21 protein-coding genes and 1 tRNA gene are annotated in these 22,633 nt (G+C 44.4%); 10 read left to right on the top strand and 12 right to left on the bottom strand.

Annotated elements, in window-relative coordinates; genetic code table 11:
• Positions 1-165 precede the first annotated feature (165 nt).
• From ACZ5QV_RS03950 to ACZ5QV_RS03940, 3 genes are all read left to right on the top strand, one after another.
• A complete protein-coding gene (locus tag ACZ5QV_RS03950) occupies positions 166-423 on the top strand; it encodes a PRC-barrel domain-containing protein (RefSeq protein WP_464601318.1) in 258 nt (85 codons plus the stop codon).
• 763 nt (positions 424-1,186) lie between these two features.
• Positions 1,187-2,140, top strand: coding sequence for a tyrosine--tRNA ligase (locus tag ACZ5QV_RS03945; protein WP_464601317.1), 954 nt, complete (start codon positions 1,187-1,189; stop codon positions 2,138-2,140).
• Positions 2,141-2,861: 721 nt separating this feature from the next.
• On the top strand, positions 2,862-4,034 hold the full coding sequence (locus ACZ5QV_RS03940) for a chromosome segregation ATPase (protein WP_464601316.1): 1,173 nt from the start codon (positions 2,862-2,864) through the stop codon (positions 4,032-4,034).
• A 57-nt stretch (positions 4,035-4,091) separates the two neighbouring features.
• Here the strand turns inward: ACZ5QV_RS03940 and ACZ5QV_RS03935 are convergent, their stop codons facing one another.
• The 3 genes from ACZ5QV_RS03935 to ACZ5QV_RS03925 form a co-directional block, all read right to left on the bottom strand.
• Complete coding sequence (locus tag ACZ5QV_RS03935; RefSeq protein WP_464601315.1) at positions 4,092-5,912, bottom strand: histidine kinase N-terminal 7TM domain-containing protein; 1,821 nt, start codon at positions 5,910-5,912, stop codon at positions 4,092-4,094.
• Positions 5,913-6,340: 428 nt separating this feature from the next.
• On the bottom strand, positions 6,341-6,901 hold the full coding sequence (locus ACZ5QV_RS03930) for a ferredoxin domain-containing protein (protein ID WP_464601314.1): 561 nt from the start codon (positions 6,899-6,901) through the stop codon (positions 6,341-6,343).
• Positions 6,902-7,277: 376 nt separating this feature from the next.
• Complete coding sequence (locus ACZ5QV_RS03925) at positions 7,278-8,204, bottom strand: hypothetical protein (protein ID WP_464601313.1); 927 nt, start codon at positions 8,202-8,204, stop codon at positions 7,278-7,280.
• A gap of 775 nt (positions 8,205-8,979) precedes the next feature.
• Here ACZ5QV_RS03925 and ACZ5QV_RS03920 point away from each other — a divergent pair.
• Positions 8,980-10,338 carry a COG1470 family protein gene (locus ACZ5QV_RS03920; protein ID WP_464601312.1) on the top strand — a complete coding sequence of 453 codons (1,359 nt, stop codon included), beginning with the start codon at positions 8,980-8,982 and terminating at the stop codon, positions 10,336-10,338.
• Between the two features lie 82 nt (positions 10,339-10,420).
• Here ACZ5QV_RS03920 and ACZ5QV_RS03915 read toward each other — a convergent pair whose 3' ends face one another.
• The 3 genes from ACZ5QV_RS03915 to ACZ5QV_RS03905 all read right to left on the bottom strand — a co-directional run bounded on the left by ACZ5QV_RS03915 (position 10,421) and on the right by ACZ5QV_RS03905 (position 13,144).
• A complete protein-coding gene (locus ACZ5QV_RS03915) occupies positions 10,421-11,248 on the bottom strand; it encodes an AIM24 family protein (RefSeq protein ID WP_464601311.1) in 828 nt (275 codons plus the stop codon).
• A 102-nt stretch (positions 11,249-11,350) separates the two neighbouring features.
• Positions 11,351-12,601, bottom strand: coding sequence for a C45 family autoproteolytic acyltransferase/hydolase (locus ACZ5QV_RS03910; RefSeq protein ID WP_464601310.1), 1,251 nt, complete (start codon positions 12,599-12,601; stop codon positions 11,351-11,353).
• Between the two features lie 186 nt (positions 12,602-12,787).
• Positions 12,788-13,144: a DUF5518 domain-containing protein gene (locus ACZ5QV_RS03905; protein ID WP_464601309.1), complete on the bottom strand. Its 357-nt coding sequence runs from the start codon at positions 13,142-13,144 to the stop codon at positions 12,788-12,790.
• Between the two features lie 237 nt (positions 13,145-13,381).
• Between ACZ5QV_RS03905 and tnpC the strand changes: the two genes are divergently transcribed.
• The 6 genes from tnpC to ACZ5QV_RS03875 all read left to right on the top strand — a co-directional run bounded on the left by tnpC (position 13,382) and on the right by ACZ5QV_RS03875 (position 18,042).
• Positions 13,382-14,854 carry an IS66 family transposase gene (gene tnpC, locus ACZ5QV_RS03900; protein WP_464599339.1) on the top strand — a complete coding sequence of 491 codons (1,473 nt, stop codon included), beginning with the start codon at positions 13,382-13,384 and terminating at the stop codon, positions 14,852-14,854.
• A gap of 175 nt (positions 14,855-15,029) precedes the next feature.
• Entirely contained in the window at positions 15,030-15,449 is a 420-nt protein-coding gene (locus tag ACZ5QV_RS03895) for an HIT family protein (RefSeq protein WP_464601308.1), read from the top strand.
• Positions 15,450-15,465: 16 nt separating this feature from the next.
• Complete coding sequence (locus tag ACZ5QV_RS03890; RefSeq protein ID WP_464601307.1) at positions 15,466-15,693, top strand: sulfurtransferase TusA family protein; 228 nt, start codon at positions 15,466-15,468, stop codon at positions 15,691-15,693.
• Positions 15,694-15,745: 52 nt separating this feature from the next.
• On the top strand, positions 15,746-16,183 hold the full coding sequence (locus ACZ5QV_RS03885; protein WP_464601306.1) for a DsrE/DsrF/DrsH-like family protein: 438 nt from the start codon (positions 15,746-15,748) through the stop codon (positions 16,181-16,183).
• Between the two features lie 18 nt (positions 16,184-16,201).
• A complete protein-coding gene (locus ACZ5QV_RS03880; RefSeq protein ID WP_464601305.1) occupies positions 16,202-17,368 on the top strand; it encodes a cysteine desulfurase family protein in 1,167 nt (388 codons plus the stop codon).
• 38 nt (positions 17,369-17,406) lie between these two features.
• Complete coding sequence (locus tag ACZ5QV_RS03875; protein ID WP_464601304.1) at positions 17,407-18,042, top strand: iron-sulfur cluster assembly scaffold protein; 636 nt, start codon at positions 17,407-17,409, stop codon at positions 18,040-18,042.
• Between the two features lie 91 nt (positions 18,043-18,133).
• On the opposite strand, the gene ACZ5QV_RS03870 is transcribed toward ACZ5QV_RS03875, so the two are convergent.
• The 6 genes from ACZ5QV_RS03870 to ACZ5QV_RS03845 all read right to left on the bottom strand — a co-directional run bounded on the left by ACZ5QV_RS03870 (position 18,134) and on the right by ACZ5QV_RS03845 (position 22,316).
• A complete protein-coding gene (locus ACZ5QV_RS03870; protein ID WP_464601303.1) occupies positions 18,134-18,424 on the bottom strand; it encodes a cation transporter dimerization domain-containing protein in 291 nt (96 codons plus the stop codon).
• Positions 18,425-18,675: 251 nt separating this feature from the next.
• Positions 18,676-19,338: an RNA-guided endonuclease InsQ/TnpB family protein gene (locus ACZ5QV_RS03865; protein ID WP_464602027.1), complete on the bottom strand. Its 663-nt coding sequence runs from the start codon at positions 19,336-19,338 to the stop codon at positions 18,676-18,678.
• 15 nt (positions 19,339-19,353) lie between these two features.
• On the bottom strand, positions 19,354-19,845 hold the full coding sequence (locus ACZ5QV_RS03860) for a hypothetical protein (RefSeq protein ID WP_464601302.1): 492 nt from the start codon (positions 19,843-19,845) through the stop codon (positions 19,354-19,356).
• 285 nt (positions 19,846-20,130) lie between these two features.
• The gene (locus ACZ5QV_RS03855) at positions 20,131-20,301 is read right to left on the bottom strand and encodes a TasA family protein (protein ID WP_464601301.1); all 171 of its coding nucleotides are present in this window, start codon (positions 20,299-20,301) and stop codon (positions 20,131-20,133) included.
• 382 nt (positions 20,302-20,683) lie between these two features.
• Positions 20,684-20,755, bottom strand: a tRNA-Gly gene (locus ACZ5QV_RS03850).
• Positions 20,756-21,083: 328 nt separating this feature from the next.
• A complete protein-coding gene (locus ACZ5QV_RS03845; RefSeq protein WP_464601300.1) occupies positions 21,084-22,316 on the bottom strand; it encodes an RNA-guided endonuclease InsQ/TnpB family protein in 1,233 nt (410 codons plus the stop codon).
• Positions 22,317-22,633: the final 317 nt, after the last annotated feature.

The following is a 22,633-nucleotide window of genomic DNA, read 5'->3' as shown; positions in this document are numbered from 1 at the left end:
AAATTGGATATATATCAAAGACTATTATAAAATAGATCGTTCAGAAACGGTGCTTATCTCCTCTAAAACAGGAGGATAATGTTTCAAAAAACTGTAAGCTATATAAGTGTGTTTTTCGTATAGATAGGAAAGCAATATTGAATAAATTTATAAAGCAGGGATATCATGCGGGAAGAACTAACATCACTCTTTGGCTTAAACATATACACGAGCAGCGGAGTATATGTGGGAAAACTGCAGGATCTGGTGATTAACGTAGAGGACCAGAAAATCAGCGGACTTGCGGTTTCTGATATTAACAGGGAACTTTTTGATATGAACAGCAAAGGTGTAATCATCCCCTATCGCTGGGTAATAACAGCCGCAGACATCATAATAATACGGGATGTTATTCATAAATTCAAAAGACAAAATGAAGACTGAATTTAAAAATTAGAAAAGCTGTAAAAGCTGTAAAAGCTGTAAAAGCTGTAAAAGCTGTAAAAGCTGTAAAAGCTGTAAAAGCTGTAAAAGCTGTAAAAGCTGTCATAGAGAACCGGGAAATCTATGCCGACATGCGATTAATCTCCATATTGTCATACACGCATGTGACAGGAATTTCAAAATATCCTCTCAAAACTAAATTTGAACGCCGTTGTCAACATAATATAATTTACGTTACGGAAACTTATTAATATAAACTGAGATTTTCAATATAGGATAAAAACTCAGGTTCGCAAAAAACCGGCCCGGGTAAATTGAATTTAAACATATTTACGTCAACTACCCCTCCTTAAAACCTTCGCCTAATGGCTCAGGTTTTTGAGGAAGGGGCTTGCTTCGGTAAGCCCTAGTTGAATAGCCTTTCGTTATACTGGTCATGATATTCGAGGATACTCCACACGTTCTCGGAGATTTCGATTTGGATTAAACATCTCTGAGAGGTAGGGGAAGTGTTCAAGTCATTAACAAGCCAGTATAACAGTGGCGATGTGGACCCACTTCTGCAAAGGAGGACAGAACATAAGGTCACTGTCAAACAACATTAAGGTCCCCTGTTAAACAAAAAATGGGGGCCTTAGTCTCGACGCATTCATCTCCCACCTGCCAGTTCCTCCAAAGTCGGAACTGTCGAGGAAGGAGTCTTCTGCTGTCTGAGATAAATAATAGACTAAACTTAAAGATAAACGGCAGGAATGTAAAGGCAATGGATAAACTTGAGCTTATAAAAAGGAATGTTCAGGAGATTATAACCGAAGAAGAGCTGGAAGAGCTTCTCAGGAAAAAAGAAGCCCCTACAGCTTACGTGGGGTACGAACCAAGTGGAAAGATCCACATGGGGCACGTCCTTACCGTAAACAAGCTAATCGACCTGCAAAAAGCGGGGTTCAAAATTACAGTCCTGCTTGCGGATGTGCACGCTTACCTGAACAAAAAGGGCACTCTTGAAGAGGTAAAGAAAGTTGCGGACTACAACAGGCGCTGCTTCCTTGCCCTCGGGCTGGATGAAGAGAAGACAAATTTCGTATACGGTTCAGAATACCAGCTTGGTTCCGAGTATATGCTCAACGTCCTCAAACTTTCAAAAGATGTGACTCTTAACAGGGCCAGAAGAAGCATGGACGAGGTGGGCCGGGCAATGGACAACCCTACGGTTTCCCAGATGGTCTATCCCCTTATGCAGGCCATAGACATCGCAATGCTCGGGGTTGACGTGGCTGTCGGAGGCATCGACCAGAGAAAGATCCACATGCTTGCCAGGGAAAACCTTAAAAGCTTGGGCTTTAAGGCCCCTGTTTGCATCCATACCCCCATTCTCCTCGGGCTCGACGGGACAAAAATGGCCTCCTCAAGTGACAACTTCATTTCCGTGGACGATACGGCGGATGAGATTAAAAAGAAGTTCAAAAAGGCCTTCTGCAAGATGGGAGACACGGAAGAAAACCCGATCCTTGCCCTCTTCCGCTATCATATCTTCCCGAGATACCAAAAAATTATCATTGAACGTCCGGAGAAATTCGGAGGGAACCTTACATACGAAAGTTATGCGGAACTCGAAAACGCTTTTGCGGCAGAGGATTTACATCCGATGGACCTCAAAAACGCGGCCACAAAATACATAAATGAGATTCTGGACCCGGTAAGGGATATCCTTCTCTAAAGGAAGCCGGGGGTGGGGGTCCCCCCGGCCGCAGGAGAACTGAGTCAACTATCCCCTTCTACCAATCGGAGGGTCTAAATTATAGAAGGGGGTAGTTCATGAAATAGACTATTACATCGATTCCAAAGTTTATGAATAAACCACGGATGGACACAGATAAACACAGATAACCGAAATTCGTGTTCATCCATGGTTCTTTACCTTGATTTGCAGGCAGATTTAAAAGTTCATATTTATGGCAATGTTTTGGAATCTGTGTATTATATACGAAACATAGGGTAACTGAGGGTTTTAGGATCTAAGGAATGGCTGAAAAATAACTTCATATTTTCAGTCAGGAAATCACTTTATACCCATACAGGTTGTATTTTTGTTGATTGAAACATTTGGTGTGTGCATCCAAACCACGGAAAAGCACGGAAAAAGAATGTCTGAAGACGCCAATTACGGCTGCTCTGGTGTTTTTTAGTCCTCTTGAGGGAGCGTAGCTCCCGAAAAGGACCCCGTGCTGTTGCACTTGCAGTGCAACTCCCAGGAAATCTTTGATTTCCTGTGATCCCGAAGCGGAACTCGGGTATTTAAAGGACCGGCGTACTCACCGGCCATCAGGCCGGTTTCCGTGTCCTTCCGTGTGTTCCGTGGTTAAGAAATGGTAAACAAAAATACTTGATATTATATTTGACTCATTCCTAAGTGTTGTTCAGATATTCAGGGTGCTTTTATGAGATATACGTACCAGGACTCTACAGAACTGCCAGTACAGCGGGATTTCATCAGTGATCTACAATTTTTTATAGAGACCACGGCAAAAGTAATCCCTCTGGAAAATTCAATAATTGAAATAAAGGGCAGGAATAGAGAAGCGCTTGTTGCGCTGGATAATAAACTCAATGAGCTTGACCTCTTTGAGGAACGCTTCATTTCGCTGGTAAAGAAACTCGCGGAAGAAACCAACTCCAATGAGCTCAGGCCCTGTGTGGAGGCAGTGCTGGGGACATGCAGTGAACATGTCGGACAGAGACGGGAAATTCTTGAGACAGAGTTCAAAAAAATAGAAAAGGAGTCTGCTCATGAATATCAAAAATTTGAATCAAAGATCCTGGAAGCTCTGAACAAATTTCTGGTCTCCGGCGTTTACGGAGCTGAAAAAAATTTTGAGATATCCGCAAACGGGAATGCCTTTTCGGGAAAGATGGGGGGAGCAGTTTCAGGCCTGCAATACAGATATAACCTGGAGTTAACGGATGACGTTTTGACTGTTGACAAACTCCTGGGCCAGTTTAGTCTCCCAACCTGGACCCGGACCGGGTTGATTAGGAAAGAAGATAAAATTAAAATGCAGGACCTTTCGGACTTTATCGTTACTTCTCTCGAATACGACAGTCAGAAAAATGTTAGGCTCGTCCTCGAAAACAAAAAAGCAAGCCACAAATTTAAAATCGAAGGCGGGGATTCCAGATATTTTGTCTATGACGAAGACAGGGAAATTAGTGCCGATAAAGACCTTTCCGGGATGATAGACCAGGAAAGTCTGGCCCGGATTCCGGACAAAACCCAGGAATATTTCAAGGGAAGTATCCGGTCCTATTTGCTCGAAAAAGTCCTGCTTGACGAAGAAGATGCCGTATCGGGAAACCAGGTCTTCGATTGCCTGAAAGTCATTGCCGAACAGTACGGGACGATTGTGCAGGAATGCCTGACAAAAGGAAACAACAAAGAAGAGATCATAGTCAAGATAGAGGAATCCGACGGCAGAAGGACCGAGAAATACATTACCAGGGAAGATATCTACAACCGGCTGGCCGAAGTAGGAAGCGAAGGAATCGAGATTGCAGGAGTCCTGGGAATAGATACAAGAGTCCAGATAAAGGATAGCAAATATCTGATCGTCTGAGCCTCGACCCCTAATTCTTACAATTTTTTTCAGAGTTCGCCTGAGCTTAACTTTCTTTCAAATTATTCGCCAGTTTCCGGCAGGCACGGTTATCACGAACTCTGCCCCTTCCCCCTCCCTTCCGACTTCTTTTATGTCCAGCCCTGTTATGGAAAGGATTCCCTTTACCAGAAAAAGTCCGAGTCCCGTATTCTTCCCAACTGATTTTTCGAAGATATGTTCTTTCATGTCGGCGGGAACTCCAATGCCATTGTCCCGGACCTCAATAAGCATAGAACCTTTGACTTCCAGGAAACTGACTGAAATTTCACTGACTTTTAAGCCATGGGAACTTGCGTTATCAAAAAGATTGTAGAAGGCTTTCCTGAGCAGAGGGTCGGCATATACCTCCAGGTCTCCTTCCTGTATGGAAAAGTGAATCTCGGAATTTGAAAAGGTAAACGCGGCTTCTCTAAAGAGCTGGCTTACGGGCTGCCATACGGGAGATACGACCCCAAGATCCTGATAGTCCTTTGTAAAAAGGATCTGGGAATGGATTGTTTCTACCCCTTTTTTGAGGTTATTCGTGTATTTTTTCACCTTCGGCTCGGCTTTAACGTCCGGAGGCAGAAACTCGTAGAGCAGCTCCATGTAACCCGAAAGCACATTGACCTGGTTCAGGATGTCATGGCGGGTGATGTTGCTCATCATGTTTATTTTTTTGTTTGCCTGTTTAAGGGCCTCCTGATATCGATGAGTCTCCGTAATGTCCCGGATAACGATCAGTTTCCCATCCTTACAGGCCCCGGAGGCCAGGGGGGTGGTGCATAGACTGTAAAACCCTTTTTCCGAACCGGTTTTTATTGAAAGTCCATCGGGGAATATTGTTTCATGTTCTCCTTCTGCTTCATTGACTCTGCATTCTTCCCCTGTTCTCCTTCCCCTGCATATCTCTTCTGTTTTACTTACTCTGCATTCTTCGTTTGTTTCCCCTTTATCCGCTCCTCCCTCTCGCTCTTCACCTTCATTTCCTTCCCCGGAGAAAAAAAGATCGTAGTCTCCCCCGAACATGTCCTTTAAAGGTTTTCCAAGCAGGTCTTTTCTTGTTTTGCCCGTCAGGGCCAGAGCCGCAGGGTTAATGTCCACAATGTTACCCCTTGGGTCCAGCACGACATAGCCGTCCTGCATAGTCTCAATTACATTTTCCCGGGCGACCGGGACAAGGTTCAGGAATTCATAGTGAACAATGCTCCAGAAAAGCAGTATTCCGCTAAGGGTAAACAGAAAGGGCGTCGGGTCAAGGAGGGCAAAGATTCCCACATCTCCCACATGAAGCAGATTTCCGACAACCGGCATTACGGCCCCGCAGAGGGAAATTCCGGCCTGGGCCCTGTAAGGAGCCCCTGCATGGATGAACTGTCTTATAAAAAACAAAAGTCCCAGGAAGATCAAAATAAAGGAATAGACACAGAATACCCAGAAAAAGGGTCCGTGATCGAATATCAGAAAAGGAAAAGCTCCTGACAAATCAAGGGAATAGCCATTATAGTGGAAGCTGTGGTAATCACTGGTCAGGACTGAGAGGTAAGTAAGGCCCGGGACAATAAATAGAAATTTCTCAATCCTGCGGATATAGTGCAGGGATATCCCGCAGTACTCCGCCGAGAACATGAACCATGCAACCGGAGTAATGGCCATTCCCAGGTACTGGAGTCGGGCAAAAGAATACTTGGAATTCAGGTCCATACTGCCCAGCTCTCCTGCATAAAAAATTGACCATAAGGCCATGGAGAGCATAAGAATAACAAAATACCTTGCGAAAGGAACCTTCCGGTAATCAAACGCTTTTAGCATTTTTGCCGCAAGCAGGACTGATAAAACTGCCGATAAAATTAGCATACCCATATAAGGGTAAGCGGCAGGATGGAGTTGAAGGATGATACTATGCCCTCCGTTTTTCAATTAAATGATCCGACTCGGCCGGGACTCATGCCGAAGTCATAAAATGTTTTTCCTCTAAAAATATAGAATTATAAAGTTGTTTTTAACATGACTTTTAACATAATTTGCAACGCGATTTGTAAAGTAATTGACATTAATTGCTTGTTAACACGATTTATATATAAATATATGTCCATCCACATTTAAGTATATTTATTTTGTCATTTAAATCAAAGATTTTAGTGATTGTCCCTGGAAAATTAAAAGTAAGTCGGCACAGAACAGTGGAGGTTCATAAAAAAAGTTCCGAACCCTCTGAACCCTGCAAAAACCCTTTAAAAAGGAGCTTCCGCAGGTTTCGGCAGAGGGGGCGGGTAGTTGACGCTTCACTCGGAGGGCTCTCTCGTAGAGGGTCTGTCAAAGAATATGTTTTTTCCCTTTACGCTCAGTGGGAGCCCCATTGCCACATCGGCGTCGATCATTTTGAAGTAACAGGCCGCGGCCCCTGCCGAATACAGGACCCGGTTGTCAATGCAGAGGTCTTTTGCCCTTGCTGCGGCGGCTCCCACGGCAATCCCAAGGTCCAGGTACTTTATCATGCACTGGGGGCCTCTAAACTCCTTCTCAACCTTTTCAAATTCCCGCATCTCCTTACAGGTTGTAAAGCCGCAGGCTCCGCAGTTCAGGTCGCTCGTCCCGGAGGCCTTCAGGCCTATAAGGACAAGGACGTCAGCGTCCCTTACGTTTGCAGCGTCCCGGATAAGGAATTTGAGGCCTTTGATGTCGGCAAGTTTTTCCATTTTATCGGCAAGTTCGGCCTTTTCCCCGGAATCGAGGAGACAGGTCACGATATCGTCAACGCCTTTTCCCTTGGGGGCGGTCCGGGCGGCAACGAGGATTGTCTTTGCAAGTGTTTCAATGATTTCATTTTCAGGGTTCAATTCCATAAAAGAAAAACAGCGAAAACGATATTTATAATTTAAGGCAGGCTGCCACCTGGCAGGTAAAGGCTGAGGACTATCATATCCACAATTTTTTAATATCCATCCGGCAGCGTATCCCCCGGTGCATATGCCCGACGAGTTGTTCCGGGATAAAGACCAATAACGTCATGATAAAAAAGGTTGTGTTTGCCGGAAAAACTTCCTTATTCCACGGTGTCTGCCAGCAGTTCCACAAAAATGTAAATCATTGACCTGGCCGTGAAGTCGAGAAGGAAAGATAATTGGGCCGGTTTCGGGGCCGGGATAAAATAGGTTGTGAAGTTCCCGGCCCCCGGTTGAAATCCCGGCAAAGCACTGTCAGTACAAAATTAAATCCTGTTCAGCACACACAAATGCCGTTCAGGACGTTTGTAAACCTGCCGCTGAACCTGCACTTTCCGAGTTCGGGAGCGCCGAGGAGATTTTCCCTGACAGCCTGAAGTTCGGCCAGCAGTTTTTCCTCGTTTTCGGGCATCCCTTTATTTTCAGCCCCTGGGAATCCTTCGAATCCGGAGACATGGGTTTTGAGAATTTCCAGGAATTCGGGGTCAAGGTCGTTTGTGATGTAGGTGTCCACTACCAGGAGATCTATCAGGTTTCTGTAGAAAGCTGTAAGCTCGTCGTAGCGGGACGATGAACCGAACATGGCATTTTCTGCGTATTTCTGGCCCTGCAGGAAGCTAAGATAGCCGGAGAGGGTGGAGATGAGGGTTTCCGTAAGTTCGTCTTCCGGGAAGGCGATGGGGAAATGTCTCAGGACTTCGGGAGCGAGGGCGCTGAAGTAAAGATTATCATGCTTGCAGAGCGCAGGGAGCTGTTTTGCAATGGGGCTGTTAAGGACCGCTGTGACGTAATTGTATTTTTCGGGGTCTTTGAGTACAATGCCGCAGGTTTCTCCGAAGAGGTGGTTTCCGGCAGGGTCAAAGGCGGCCTGGAGCCCATAGTACTCGTTAACGATGATTTTCGGGGTGCCCAGGTACTCAAGGATTTTTTTGCCCTGTACACTGTAGCAGTCGGCGGAGTCGAGAGGAGAGTCGTTGTGGTGGAACTCCTTTTCAAACTCCAGCACCCGTTTGTAAGTCAATGGATAACCGGTTTCCAGTTCGGAAGGCGAAAGAGCCTTTACCGTTCCTTCGGTGTTTTTGTAGGGAAGCAAGAAGTGAAAACGAGCGGGAGGGAGGGCATACTTTGCGGAAGCAGTCCCGCTTGCATAGGGGTAGACAAGTTCTTCCTCTACCTTAACAGGCCTGCACAGGCCAAGACACATGTAGCGTGACTCTTCCTGAGGGTTATTTTTGCCCGTAAATCTCATTTTATGGAGTAAGTTATTTCTGGTGCATATACCCCCAAAGATATCTTCGGAGATGTCACCAAGAGTCAACGAGATTTCGCAAAGTTTTTCCAGACTACCATTTTGAGTTGAGAACATACATTTTCACTTCGGATAAAGTATTTCAATCATTGCAAACGATTTTTTAATTTTTTGCAAACGATTTTTTAATTTTTAGTTTTCCGGATTTAAAGTGCTGTGTTGCCGAAAAATCCGGAATTTCCGGGATAAATCACAGTTATGCAGGGAATGCAGGAGACAAATCTTTTTTGTTTCAATGAGTTATAGGAGAACAGGAAGTATAATAATATAATTGAACTGAAAAAATATTATAAATATCAATCATGACAAATAGACGGTGGGGATTTATCCGGAAAAATGATTTTGAAGGTAGATTTTTGAATTCTAAAAAAGAATTTAAGACGGATTATAAGGAATAATAACGGTTTTTTAGGCTAATATAAGCCTAAAATGTACTAAAAATAGTTATTTTTAATAATAACTCTATATTAATCTTCTAAATGATAAAATACATCCTAATAATCCTTGAAAATTAAATTAACTGCCAATAATGCCGTTAAAAGCAAATAGTAATATGAATAAAACTCGTACTATAATAAAAACGATTTCTTAATTATCATTGAGCCATCGAAAAACGGGAAAAGACAGAAAAAAATTAAGAATCAAGAATCAGAAACAACGGAGGAATCAGATGAACGGATACATAAGGTCTCCGAGAACGGTAATCCTTTCCGGAATAGCTGTTTTGATTATTCTTTCCCTCATAACGACCCCGGCGATGGCAGCCGTAACTACGGTTCCCACTATGGGCGAACTAACTATGGAAACCGCGATATTGAGGGCCACAGGCGTATATTCTGGCTCAGAGGGTTTTCCTGCACTTGAAGAGATTCCCGATCCTGAACAATTTTTTGAATATGAGGGTTCATACGAATTTGCAAAACTCGATATTGAACCCCGGTACTATAACTTATGGATACAGGCAGGGGATAATAAATCGCTAAATGTGATCCTGAAAAACCTGAATGAAGAAGCTATTAACGCAAGCTCAAAGGTAATTATACCTCCATTCGCTGAGAATTATATTGAGGAAAACTGGATCAGTATAAGCCCTTCGGAAAAAGAAATCAAACCCGGAGAAGAGGAAAGCTTTGAAATCGAAGTTAATATCCCGGAAGACGCCGACTCCGGGTACTATGAAGTGGAAATTGCTTTTACGGAAGATGTCATCGAATACGACGGCTCCTATCCTGAATACATCAACAGTATGTCCCTCAGTATTGAGGTCTGGACTCCTCCTAAAATCATGATCTTCCCCTCGTATATAGGGGACATGGTAGAAGCCGGTAAGGAATATGATTACAAGATCATGCTAAAGAACATAGCGGACTACAATATCACCATTGAGCCTGAAGTTTGGGAAGGGGAAATGATGTATGAATATCCACCGGGACAGGCCTTTGGAATAGATGCCATTACGATAAATGCGCCTTCTGAAGTAAAAGCGGGAGAAATCGCAACAGTAAATGTGCATCTGGAAGTACCTGAAGGGGCACGGGGCCATTACTGTGGCAATATAAAAATGAACATCGACGACCCTTCGATAGAGGAATTCAATGGCATGATTTATCTCGACTTTAATGTGTGGAGTCAGCCCACCGAACCATACTTAAAAACATTTGAGGTACAGACAGAAAGTCCGGTAACAATTGAAGTCCGTTCGCAACAGTATGATTATTACCAGTGGTACGACCCTGACCGGGAAAGAGATGACCCTTCATTTGAGCTAACCCTCAAGGGTCCCGAAGGATCCGTGACTCCCATACTAACAGGTACTGAATACAGCGGAGTTGTGGATATGGGATCCGATTACCTCCCGCCCTGGGAAGTTAATTACTCGGGACTTTACCATGAAAGCATGAAAACGTACATCGAGACCTACAGCCTGCCTGAGGGAGCAACACCGGGGACCTGGGAGATGGGGGTCCTGCCCTTCAATGCTGAAATGTTTGAATACAGAATAACTACTGGCAACAAATCTTCAGAATAAAGAGAACTGGGAAGTGGTACAGGTTCGGAGGGGCACTTAAAGTTATTGCCCCTCCCGGGTGAAGAAAGCGCCTCCTCCTGTCTCAGGTAGGGTTGTTGATGTTTTTACCGGCCTGGGACAATCCGGTGACTCCCCTTTTCAGCCTCCCGTAGACGGGCTGCGTGGGCGCAAGCCAGACCCTGCCCGTGCCTTCAAAGGTCTGCAGGAGACCTTCCCCGCTCGTAAGGGCCCCGATGAAAGCTTTGCCTGATTTGGCGACACTGTATTTTACGGAAGCCGAGCGGAGCAGGGCGAAATTCCCGTCGACCTGAATCCTTTCATCCTCCAGTTCGTATTTGAGGATCTCTTCCAGAGGCACAGGGATTTCCAGCACACAGATCCCGCTCCCGCTAATTTTGGTCTGGAACCAGCCTTCTCCCCCCAGAAAGCCTGAAGATAGGTTTTTCTGGCTTGCAACCCCGACCTCAAGCCCCTTTTCACAGCAGTAAAAAAGCCCCTTGTCAACGACAATGGAATCGTTGTCAAGTTCAAGAATTATGAAATGGCTGAACCCCGGCTCAAGGAAGACTTCGCCTGTCCCCCTGTACATGGGATTGAAGGTAGATTCGTTTGTCAGCTTGTTTTTAATCAGCTTCTTGGCAAGCCCGCCCATACCTCCTATGTTTGCGACAGCCTCAATGTTCCCTTTGTGAAAGTACAGGGCCCCGGCCTCGGTTATTAAGGCGCTGTCCTCAAGGGTCACCTTGACCTGTTTCAGGGACATGCCGGCATTCCTGACATAGAAAAGCTCTTCGGCAAGAGAGGCGTCCTTGCTGCCTTTCAGGTGTTTGTACTCAAGAATTTCAATCTTAAACCCATCTTTTTTGACGGAATCAATTACATTGGTATTTTCATAAAATTGTTTGTCCATGTGGAGCCCTCGGCAATTTGAAACTTTATCAAGAAACATAGAGTATAAATAAAATACAGGATTATTAAAATAAAAAAGTATGGGTTATGGACGAATCCAAATTTACAACTTTAATGGTAACATTTCCCAGAACTCAGGTCCTGCTTTCTCTTTTACGATTTTTGCTTTATAGATCCCGGGCACGACATTGTTTTTGAAATCAAAGGTATGCCATTCGTTAAGGGCCGGAGACCCAAAACAGATTTCAGCTTCCCTTGCCGTCAGGTCAAAGACCATTGATCGTAGGGTCCCGAAAAACTCGTTATAGTAGGGGCAGCAGAGCCCTTCAGGATAGGGGTCGGAAAGGATTTTGCGGAGAGTTTCCCTCCCGATTGCCGGCGAGTGGGATTGGGGGGACCCCCCCTCCTTTTTCTCCTCTACTCCATCAAATTGTTTCAGGCCTGATTCGATGATCCCGGAACGGACCAGGGAATTTCTCATGGCATACGGCAGATGCTCGACCATTTCGGGAAGGCTCAGGTGGTTTGCGGACCAGAGGCACTGTTCCTCCGAACCGGAGTCAAGGCTTTTTATAGCCTTATTTTCCCCGACGATTTCAACGAGAGCAGCTTTTCCGTAGCGGTCCGCGATTATCAGGTTCAGGTTGCAGCAAAGCGGCATGTTCAGGACAAGGCTAAGAGCCCCTTCTACTGATCTGCACTGGTCGAGCAGGGCCCGAATTAAGGCCCAGAAATGAAACCCGTCCTGGTGAGGAGGTTGCATTCCTTCCCCCATCCCCACGGGCAGCCCTGCAGAGGACATCGTCACGGAGAGCCCGTGCTCGTTCATCCCGTCCCCCCTTCCGAAAATAAAGGTGGAAAAGCCAATGTGGGCCGCTTTTCCCCGGACCCGGGTCGTACAGAGGCGGAGGTCGTCCATACTGTCGCTGAACTCGTAATTCCTCCCCACAAGCACATGCCCGTTTTCGGTGATAGGGGGAAGAGCTACCATATGGCCACAGTTTCCGGTATCCCAGTTTCCGGTATCCCTGTATCCGACGTCCCTCCGCACGGCGGGGGAATCCCCTCCTCCCCTGAGAAAGGTATTTCCATAATAGACGACCTGCTCCGGAGAGACCTGCAGGCTGTCGGCAAAACCCTCAAGTTCCTCGTTGAGGCCGGGACAGAAATCATCAAAAGCGTCCTGAATCCTTGCAAATTCAAGGTCTGAAAACTGTCCTTCCCCTGAGGTGAAAAAGGCCACAGCCTCTGGATAATTTTTGATAGTCTCTCCCTGCATATAGCCGATTTCGTAGGGAGTCCCCTCAAGAACGACATGGGTAAAGTTGAGGCCTTCAATGGTTGAGTCACTCATGGAATCAAACACCTTCTATCTTTTTTAAAATATTCTGCGGCAGAAAGCTGCTCTAACTCTTCCCTTCCTTTTCAGCGATATATAATATATTTAAAGTGATAGATAAAGCTGGCTGGTCCGGAGACTTGAAAAATATGGAAACTCTACAAGATCAACCGGACCGAATTTTTGGCAGGGAGAAAGAAGTCAGATCATCCTTTTTTCAACCAGTAGAGCTCCGATTATTGAGCCGATGATTCCCAGCACCGCCGTGTGGGCGACAACGAAAAGGGTGATTATTACGGTAGAGGCCGCCAGGAGGGCTCCCAGTACAGGGATTTCCCCGAGGACAGCCCCCAGTATTCCGGCAAGCAAAAAGCCCGGAATTACCATAAGTAGAGCCATCAAAACCCCGGACTTGAGCCCGCCCTCGACTCCTCCGTCGGCCACGTACCCGCCGAGCAGCCCGCCCAGAAAAGGAGCCACCGCGTTCACCACGGGGATAAAATAGAAGATTATTGTGCAGACCAGTCCGACTCCTGCGCCTTTTAGAATCTCGCCCATTATTTTTCAGTCCTCCTCTTTTTCATAATACCGGCCTCCGGGATGTTTCCCGAGAAAGCCTTCTTCAAAGTAAATGCTTCAGTGGAAAGGCCTTGTAATGTATTTGAATACAATTAGTGAAATATGGGGCATTATTTGTAAAAATGTTGTAACTATTCAGCCATACTTTGAACAAAGGCAATTTTTCCTCGTTTCGAGGAAAAATTGCATATAAAATAACTCTATCTCTTCAGTATCATGCTTACACGTGAAGAGATTCTTGAAATCTATGAAGAAGGCCCTGAAGCAGTCGTTGCTGTAATTCAGAGACTTGAGACTATCATAGAGAAACAGGCTTCTCAAATTGCTGAACTTGAGGAACGTGTAAGGGTTTTAGAGGCTCGTCTAAATCAAAACAGCCAAAACAGCAGTAAACCTCCTTCTACTGACGTTTTTGTGAATGAAAAACCTAAACCTAAGAGTAGCCGCACAAGAAGTGGGAAAAAACCTGGTGGTCAAAAAGGTCATTCTGGAAGTACTTTCGAAATGGTTGGGGATCCTGACCATATAATATTTCATTCCCCTCACTGCTGTGAAAATTGTGGTCATGATCTTGAAGATACTGAAGTTCGGGACTGTGAACGCAGGCAAGAAGCTGATATTCCTCCTGTGAACATCATATTTACCGAACATCGTGCTGAGTCCAAGAAATGCCCTCACTGTGGGAAAATAAACAAAGGTACTTTTCCAGACTCTATAAAATTCCCTATTCAATATGGACCTCGCCTTTTATCCTCTCTTGTATATTTAAGGAACTTTCAATTGATTCCTTATAAACGGATTTGTGATTTGTCAGAGGACTTTTATGGAATACGTATCAGCCCTGCTACCATAAAAAGAGCTGAAAAGGAATTATTCCAGAAATTGGAACCTTTCGAAAAAGCTGTTTTCGAACATCTACGGGTAGCCTATTCTGTACATTGTGATGAAACAGGAATGAGGGTTTTAGGGACAAAATGGTGGCTCCATGTTGTTTCAAACAGTCTGTGGACATACTATTTTGTACATCCAAAAAGAGGATCAGAGGCAATGAATGCTTTGGGTTTTCTTCCAGAATACAAGGGGGTAGTAGTTCATGATGGTTGGGCATCATACAACAAATATGGATGTGAACATGCTCTCTGCAATGCTCATCTTAAGAGGGACCTCACTGGAGTTGAAGAGAATTTTGAGCAGCAATGGGCTAAAAAAGTAAATGAACTTCTGAGTGAAGTAAAAAAATATACCGACGAATGCAGAGAAATGGAAATTCCAATAGATCCAATAAAAGTCAGGGCATTCGAGGAAATATACGATAAAATAATTAAAGAGGGAATTGAAGAAAATCCACCTCCTGACCTCTCAAAACAGGTTAAAAAAAGAGGAAGACCAGCACAAACAAAAGCAAAGAATCTCCTTGATAGGTTCATAAAATACAAGGATAGGATTCTGAAATTCCTCAATGACCTGAGAGTTCCATTTGATAATAATCAAGCAGAGCGAGACATCAGAATGATGAAGCTACAACAGAAGATTTCGGGAACTTTCCGAAGCATCGAAGGAGCGGTAGCTTTCTGCAGAATTCGGGGATACATATCCACTATTAGAAAGAATAGCTTGAATGTCATGGATGCTATTCGAGCGGCGCTCAATGGAGCGCCGCTATTATCCGATAGTTGCAACATTAGCTGAAACTATGCTTTTTTTATCAGTAGGCTGAATAGTTACAAAATGTTTTTGTTGAGCCTGGATGAACAGGTTTCTCTTCCCATGGATAAAATTCTGCAGCACAGAAATCCGGAAACAAAAATCTGAATACAGAAATATAATATAAGCTTGAACCTAAAAAGTATTATGGGGGGAATCCATGAGAGACGACTGCCTATTTTGCAGAATTGTATCCGGGGAACTGTCTTCCTTTAAAGTATATGAAGACGTCTCCATTCTTGCGTTTCTTGACATAAATCCAGCAAGCGAAGGTCATACCCTCATAGCCCCGAAAAAGCACTTTGACAAATTTACTGACATGGGGGCCGGAGACGTGGCCGCGCTCTTTGAGGCTGCCAGAAAAATAACGTTTGCCGTTGAAAAGGCCTTTTCGGCCGAAGGCTCGAACATAGGGATCAACAACGGGAAAGTTGCGGGCCAGGAAGTACCCCACGTCCACGTGCATGTGATCCCGAGAAAGAAAGGAGATGGGGGCAGAGGGATCAAGTCGGTGGTCTGGACCGAAACGGACAGTTCTGACCTCGAAAATGTGGCTGAAAAGTTGAGAAAAGCTCTATAAATCTGGGGGAAAGGACATGACAGAAGTAGAAATAGATGTTCGGGGAGAGACCTGCCCGGTACCGCTTGTGGAATGCAGGAAAGCTCTTCGGAAAGCCTCGCCCGGGGACCTCGTGCTGGTAAAGGGGACGCATCCGGCATCCAAAAAGGAAATCCCGATGGCCTGCGAGGCCCTAGGACTTGAAGTGCTCGGGATAGAGGATAAAGAGGGAGGAAAGGAGTGGGAGATTAAGATCCGGCGATAAAGAGCCGGAGAGAAGGGGAGATTGAAATCAGGATACTGAGGGGGGACACAAAATGCCTGAGAAGGAGTTTAAGTCCGAAAAAGCGGTTATAATACTTCACAGCGGGGATATGGACAAATTTTACAGTGCGCTTATAATAGGAAACGGGGCCCTTGCAATGGGGATGGAGGCCTCCATTTTCTTCACCTTCTGGGGGCTTATGCGGCTCAAAAAAGGAGAACTTGAAAAGGGCCCGCTTTCCAAAATGCACATGATGGGGCTGGGGAAAAAAATGGTTGCGGGCCGTATGAAAGCGGCAAATGTTGCTCCTCTTGAAAAGCTCATGAATGACTATAAGGAACTTGGCGGAAAGGTCATTGCCTGTGAGATGACCATGGAAATCATGGGAATTAAGAAAGAGGAAATCCGGACGGAATGGGTGGACGACTGGGGGGCGGTTGGCACCTATATCCAGGAAGCCAGAGGCGCCAGCATAACACTTTTCATTTGAATTTGAGGGAGGGTTGGAATGTACGAGGATATGACATATCTTGACAACAGCGCATGTACCCGGCTGGACGAGCGGGTACTGGAGGCCATGAAGCCTTACTTTTTAGAGATCTATGCGGTAGCTACTTCCGAATTCGGGTACTCGATGGGAATCGAAGCAAAGGAGGGGCTTGAAAAAGCCAGGGAAAACATAGCCGGAAAACTGGGAGCAGCCTCCGAAGAAATCGTATTCACATCAGGGGCCACGGAATCGAGTAATATGGCCCTCAAAGGTGTTGTCTCGGCCCTTCAGACCAAAAAGGGAAAGCACATCATCGTTTCCAGGATAGAGGACTTTCCTGTCCTGAACACGGCAAAGGCCCTTGAACGACAGGGGTTTGACGTCACTTACCTGAACGTGGATCCGGAAGGGAAAGTGGACCCGGAAACCCTCGAGGGGGCCATAAGGGAAGATACGGTCCTGGTTTCGGTCCAGCAGGCCAACCAGGAGATAGGAACAGTCCAGGACCTCAGGGTTCTTTCCGAAATTTGTAAGGAAAAGGATGTTCTTTTGCACACGGACGCGACCCACAGCTTTACCAGGCTGCCCCTGGACGTGGGAAAATTGCCGGTGGACCTGGTGACCCTTTCTGCGCACACCATCCACGGTCCGAGAGGAGTAGGGGGGCTTTTCGTTCGGAAAGGGACACCTCTTCATAAGTTCATGGACGGGGGTTTTCAGGAGGAAAACCGGCGGGCTGGGGTTGAGAATATCCCGGGAGCTGTGGGCTTTGCGGAGGCTGTCAAGCTGGTAACACCCGAAGAGACCCGGCAGCTTGAGGCCATGCGGGATAGGGTAATCGATCGGGCGCTCTCCGAAATCCCGGACGTGATCCTGAACGGCTGCCGGAATTCCCGCCTGCCCCAGAATGCTAACCTGACTTTCCATTACGTGGAGGGGGAGTCGATTACCCTGCACCTGGACATGAGGGGTTTTGCGGTGAGCACGGGCTCGGCTTGTTTTTCCCGCTCCCTGGAAGCAAGCCATGTGATTCTGGGGATAGGGGGAAACCACGAGAGGGCTCACGGTTCGGTGCGCTTTTCCTTCGGAAGGTATAACCGTATGGAAGAGGCGGACGCTATAATAGATAACGTAAAAGAAGTGGTGGCTCAACTCAGGGAAATCAGTCCCCTGGGCAAGAAATGAGATATGGGGAAGAAAATAAGAATGGGGAGGGAAAGAATATGAAGTTTCCATACAGTGAAAAGGTGCTTGAACATTTCCGCCACCCGAGAAATGTGGGGAAAATAGAGGACCCCGATGGGAAGTCCATTGAAGGAAGCCCGGCCTGCGGGGATATGGTAGCCGTTTATCTCAAGGTTGACCAGAAGACCCGGACAATCGAGGACGTGAAATTCGAGTCCTACGGCTGCGCCTCAAATATCGCCACAGGCTCGGTAATTACCGAACTTGCAAAGGGGAAAAGCCTCGAAGATGCCAAAAAAATCACCTGGAAACAGGCCTCGGAAGAACTGGGGGGGCTTCCTCCCATAAAGGCACACTGTTCCGTGCTTGCCGTGGAGGGGCTGCGCTCGGCAATCCGGGACTACGAAGAGCGGCACGGGCTTGTGACCGAAAAGGAGCCCACGACTGTGGATGTGGTCAGAAGGAGGCTCAAGCACGTTATGAACCCGCTAACGGGCCTTGATGTCATCCGGACCGAGCTTGTCCTGAAGACTTCGGTGGATGATGGGGTGATCAGGGTCGTGGTGGACCTGCCTTTGGACCACCAGTTCGCGTCAGCTATCAAAGGGGATATCGTGGAAAAACTCGAGGCTCTCTGGGACGTAAAACAGGTGGAAGTTGTGTTTACTGAGTGAAAAAAAATATTGAAAATTTTTTAGGAAAGTTGAAAAAAAAGAAGGGCGAAATGGAAGAGGGAAAAGAAAAGGAATAGGAGAAAAAAAGGCATCAGGTATGTACCGCCTTTTTTGCCTTCAATTCTCCGGGCCTGCAGTGGAAGTGTTCTCCCGAGGCTGTCAGGGGGTCCACATGGATGGTTGTTTCTGAGATATATGAATAATCTTCCAGAAGCTTTTCCCGGATAGTGTCTCCAATTTCGTGCCCTTCTGTAACCGAAAGTTTCGGGTCCACGGTCGCGTTGACTTCCGCGTGCAGCCTGTGTCCGACCCAGCGGACGCGCAGATCCGTGATTTCACAAACCTCTTCGACACTCTCACTTATGGTTTTGAATTTATCCACGATTTCAGGATCAACCCCCCTTCTGATTTAAGATAGTAATCCCCATCATTCCAGTCATTACTCTTATCAACATCCATCCAGAAGACCACTTTAAGAAAATCGCCAAGTTCTCCCCCATCGGAGCCGTCTGTTATGTCGTTTACATCTTTTTCAGGTTCTGTAATTGTATTTTCATTGTTTGTTAGTCAACTACCCCCACCTGTCAGCCTCCGGCTGCCGAGGAAGGGGCTTGAATATCCCTGATTATGCTCTCAGATCATTTTATTCGTCTGGGTGGTTGACGGGCACCCCCGAGACTCCAAGATATACCTGGCTTCTCGTATTCTGTTCTCTATGTTTCTTGCTGCGTTAAGGTCTGCATGAAGCTCGAAACTGCAGACTTTGCACTTAAAATCATTTTTCTTTCTATTACTTTTCTGTATGTGGTTGCACCGGGAACAGGCTTGAGATGTATAGGCAGGATCAACATATTCTACAGAAATACCTTTTTCAATTGCTTTGTACTCTATGAAATCCTGTAGTTGCCTATATGCCCAACTGCTATGATGATACCTATTTACTTTTTTTCTTTTCCGTACTGTATTTTCCCTTATCCCGGTTATGTCTTCAAGACTTATTACTGATACTTCATTTTCAAGTGCAAAAGAAACTATTTTTTTAGAAATGCAATGATTTACATCTTTCATAAGCCGTTTCTCTTTATCAGATAGATGTTTTATAACTCTTTTAGCTGATAAAGTGCCCTTAGATTGTAATCTTGCCCTAAGTTTCTTGTATCTGTTACGAAGGTCTTTAATGTGTCCTCCTTTATAAAAAACACATTTTTTATCAGTTGTAGAACCTACAGCTAAATAGTTTAAGCCAACATCGACACCCATAAAGTTAGATGCTTCTGTAATTGGCTTTTCCTCTATTTCCTTTGATACTGTTTAATGAAAATAGTAATCTCCATCTTTATGTTTCACTACTTTGGAAGCTGCAAATTTCCACGGTTCTGAAAAGAACTGTAAAGCATATTCATAATTTTGTATTTTATAAATTTTTCTTCCAGAACTATAACTTGTAATGCTCACCGAATCAGGAAATATAGTGAAATCTCTTTTGTAGGATAGAGTCATAGAACTTGCGGAATAGGTTATCCTTTGCCAGTGACTCATTCCGATTTTTATAAGTTCAACAATTGTTTTGTAAGTTCCTGCTACCTGTCTTGGAATGTTGCAACTTACTTGAGATTTGAGCCCCAGTTCCTCCCTTAGATGGGCGTAAACTAAAGATTGTAATTTAGCTGACGAAATTGGTTCCCCGTTTCCATAAACAATTTCAGAAACGTAATTCATCCCTTTTGCGTACTTTTGCATGGTTTCCTCTAAATCACGATCAGGATTTAGGATTTTTAGTTCCAATGTTTTTATATAATCCATGCAATATATAAATTCACGCTACATCATATAAACGTTTTCAGTGAAAATCCGGCCCCTGTAGAGGAGGACGCATTCCTCCCCCACCTGCCAGCCTTCGGCTGTCGTGTTAAACCATAGGTTTAACAGGAGTTTCTAATTTTCAATTAGAAACATCGAGGAAGGTGACTCCAGCTTATATAGTTGAACTAATTTTGATGCTGAGATTTCCGGCAATTGATCCCCCGTTAGTAATGAGCCAGCTGGCTGCTGAAGTGTTGCTGTCCCTGGGTTTGATATTTGAAAAATTCATAGTTTCCGTACATCATCGTTGCCTTCTACCATCAGGTCAAGAGTCCCGGTCGTGAAATTATTGACCCCTGCCACTTCCACATCATTGAAATGCACATAGGTGCTTCCGCCTACAAGGAAAAGTGCAGCTGCAATTGCCACGATACTTAACAGTACTTCAGTCTTCATAGAGCCCCTCCATATTCTGCCCATTAATCAAAATTTTAGTACAGATTCCCCACAATCTGAAAAAATCAAATTGTATGATAAAATAAGGTTTAGAGGATAAAATCTTTATAATAATCTATATAATGTTTTTTATTTATAAAGTTAATATTCATTAACAAATTTATAAAGTTATACCATGTCCGGATATTTTTCCTGGTTTCCGGGAGATTTCTCAGCCAGGATTTTCTCAAACAACGAAATCCCCAACTCAAAATTAGATCCCATCTGCCCCAAAAATTATTGTAATGCAGGGGTCAAAAATAGACAGTGGAGTACAGGACTGAAAAATTATGATAAAATATATCAAAAACAATAAAACAGATGACAAAAAGAAGTTTCAGGATGCGACCGCCGGGATTCGAACCCGGGTTCTAAGCTTGGGAAGCTCAGGTCATAGCCGCTAAACCACGGTCGCACGCTTGTCAGTGTTGCCTTACATGTTGCTTTTTATTAAAATAGTTTTTGGTACTGCAAGACTCAGTTCCAAAATCAAGTGATTGGTGTAAATTAAAAAATAACCGGATTTTGAAATTGCTTATAATCTTTTAAATACTTCTTCTTGATTAAAGTCTTTGGCTGCCGAATTTTGAGTTTGATTGAAGAACGAATTCTTCCTGCAAATTCAGGGTTTCAATCAAAAAAATGAAAAATCGCTAAATTATGGCTCAAAGTCGCCTGAAACCGCAAAGATAACAATTAACTTCTTTTTCATAAACTTATGCTATGAAAAGTCCTAATTAGTATCACAAACTATTATAAATTTGTGATCTAAACTGTTCTTTGTATAGTGGATTAACACTAACAGGGTGAAGCACAACACCCTCTATCCCCTCTGCAAAGGCATTAGGGATTGCTTTTCTAATCATATTATATGCTGCATTGACATCAGCGTTAAGAAGAACTCCCGTGGCACTTCGGAAAAGCCCTCTTTTGACCCGTTTTCCGAGATATTCTTCATGGTGTTCCATTGGCTCATTATCAAGGAAAGAGCATTTGCTTGTATAGGATTCTTCGATCCGTTCAACCGAAATTCCAACCTCTCCAGCCTTGTACTCGACCATTGAAATAAGGGTACTGTGGGGGATCTGAGCAAAATTCTGATTATTTTTCTTGCCCATGTTGGTTTTCTGTTTCCAGAAAGGATTGCTTCCGATAATGATATTCTCCACGTTCATTTCCAGAGCATAGTTGATTATTGCCCTGCTCAGTTTGTGGAGTACGTCTTTAATCCGTGAGTTTCGTTTATGGGTAAGTACTTCTACACCCTTTCCGGTCTTTATCCCATGTTTCTCATAAGTGCTCTGGAGCTTTGCTTTCTGCTTGTTGTAAAACTGGTTTACTGACTTGGCAACCCCGCCCTTAACAATAATTGGGTTTTCTCCAAAATTGTTTGCAATAGTTGCAAGGTTGACAACTCCAAGATCAATTCCCAGGACTCGACCGGAAGTAAGAGGTATGGGATCTTCGATTTCTTTTTCAAAAACAATTTCACAGGTGTATCCTGCGTGTTTTGGAATGATCCTGACTTCTCTCAAATTAGTATCATCAGGAAGTCTTGTCTGGATGGATAACGGAACTACTTTGGGAAACTTGAGCACTCCGTCTTTGATACTGACCTGCTGATTTGTAAAAATTAACAGGTATTCCCCGTTTTTTTCCAGGTACTTTGGAGGCTTTGGTTTGCCTGTGAAAAGTTCAGGATTCTTTTTGTAAGATTTTAAAGCTTCGAAAAAAGATTTCCAGTTACGGTCAAGTACTTTTAGAGTCTGTTGAGCAGATTTAGCAGGAAGCTCTTTGTAAGGCTCAGAGGCCTTCACAAGCCCATAAAGTTTATTGTACCTGATCCATTTTCCGTTATTGAAGAACTCCTGTCTGATAATATAATCAGAGAAGTTATACAGGTTTTTGGATTTATGGCACAAATCCCCTATTTCCCTGGAATGAAACTGGATTTGCTCAACACGTTTAATTATCAATTTGGCTCGACCTCGATTTCTAATCTTTCTTCTTTTCTTTTACTTTAATGCTTCATGGAATAGCAATGGAGCATTGAAATTATTTCGTCAAATATTTCTGATGCTTAATGTATTTCTTGATACCTTTAGCAGATTGAGCACTTCTTTTGCTTTTATAGTGGATACAATATAATTTATTATGGATACTAATTATATCTATTGGGTACTTTTACGTACTATGCGGTATCATCTATTTAATTTTTACATCATAAGACATTTTAATCTGAATCGAGCCTTCATATAATAAGATCTCATAAAAAATATACTAATTTCAAAAT

Source organism: Methanosarcina baltica (assembly GCF_055394095.1).
This window is presented reverse-complemented; position numbering and strand designations above follow the sequence as displayed.